This is a genomic window from Variovorax cryoconiti (assembly GCF_051216395.1).
Taxonomy (GTDB): domain Bacteria; phylum Pseudomonadota; class Gammaproteobacteria; order Burkholderiales; family Burkholderiaceae_C; genus Variovorax.
Window position 1 is genome coordinate 1 of the sequence record NZ_JBPJZI010000091.1, and the last position, 1,025, is coordinate 1,025.

Sequence of the window (1,025 nt, forward strand, 5' to 3'; positions counted from 1 at the left end):
CAGATCCTGGTAGTCGCGCTCGATGCGCCAGCGCTGATGGGCCACGTCGACCAACTCGTTGATCGGCGTGTCCTCTGGCAAGGTGGACAGGAAGTACTTGCTCGGTTCAGCGTCGCTTGCCGGCCACTCGATGAGCAGCCACTGCTCGGAACGCAGGCGTGCCTTGCCCGTATTGCCGCCGGCGTGGCGCACCCGCACGGCCGCAAAGCGGCCGTTCAGTGTGTCGTTGGTTCCCTCGCGCCAACTGATGTTCTGGAACGCTCGGCTTGGCAGGGACTGCGCCAATGCCTTGACGCTCATGCAGTGCCGCCGTGCGCCTGGGCATCACTGGCAGTCGGCCCATGCCGCTGTAAGGCTGGGGTGGCAGCGGCTGAACGCCAGGCGGCCAGACCACAACGGCAGATGTGACACCTACCGCATAGAGCAAGCCCATATCGCTGAGCGCCTGACGAAAAGCGTTGTCCACGCCGTAGCCAGCATCGGCCAGCACGCAATGGCGCGGCGCGCCTTCATCCAGCAGCGTACGCAATTGCTGCAGCGCGATCTGCGTCTTCGTGGCGAAGCGCACTTCATCGGGAACGCCGGCCTTGGCGCGACGTTCAGGATCTGACGCCCAATCCTCGGGCAGGTACAACTGCCAAGCCACGGGCAGGCTGCCCTGGTTGCTTGCAAGCGAGATGCTCACGGCCACCTGGCAGTTGTCCTGCTTGCCCAGCATCCCGCAGTACTGGCGCGTGACCCCGACCGAATGGCACCCCTTCTTCGGGAACTCGGTGTCGTCGATGATCCACCAGCCGCCCTGGCTGAAGTCCATCCTGGGCATCACCCATTGACACACGCGACGGAGCATCTGCGTGTCAGACCACTCGGCCTTGGCCACGAAGTGATGCAGTGCTCGGTGCCGCGCGCTGGCATGCGTCGGATCCACCCGCGCGGCCATGGGCTCTACGCTCTTGCGCGACAGGGGGAGCATGAGGCCCGTGCAGTAAGCACGAAGACCGGCGTGCCGGTCCATGTTACCCAAG

1 protein-coding gene is annotated in these 1,025 nt (G+C 64.9%); it reads right to left on the minus strand.

What is annotated here, in order from left to right:
- Positions 1 to 106: 106 nt before the first annotated feature.
- The gene (locus ACSFA2_RS25960; RefSeq protein ID WP_435458197.1) at positions 107 to 1,015 is read right to left on the minus strand and encodes an IS701 family transposase; all 909 of its coding nucleotides are present in this window, start codon (positions 1,013 to 1,015) and stop codon (positions 107 to 109) included.
- Positions 1,016 to 1,025: the final 10 nt, after the last annotated feature.

Excerpts from the sequence above, each read along its gene's own strand:
- ACSFA2_RS25960 (WP_435458197.1), bottom strand. The coding sequence starts at position 1,015 with ATGGACCGGCACGCCGGTCTTCGTGCTTACTGCACGGGCCTCATGCTC.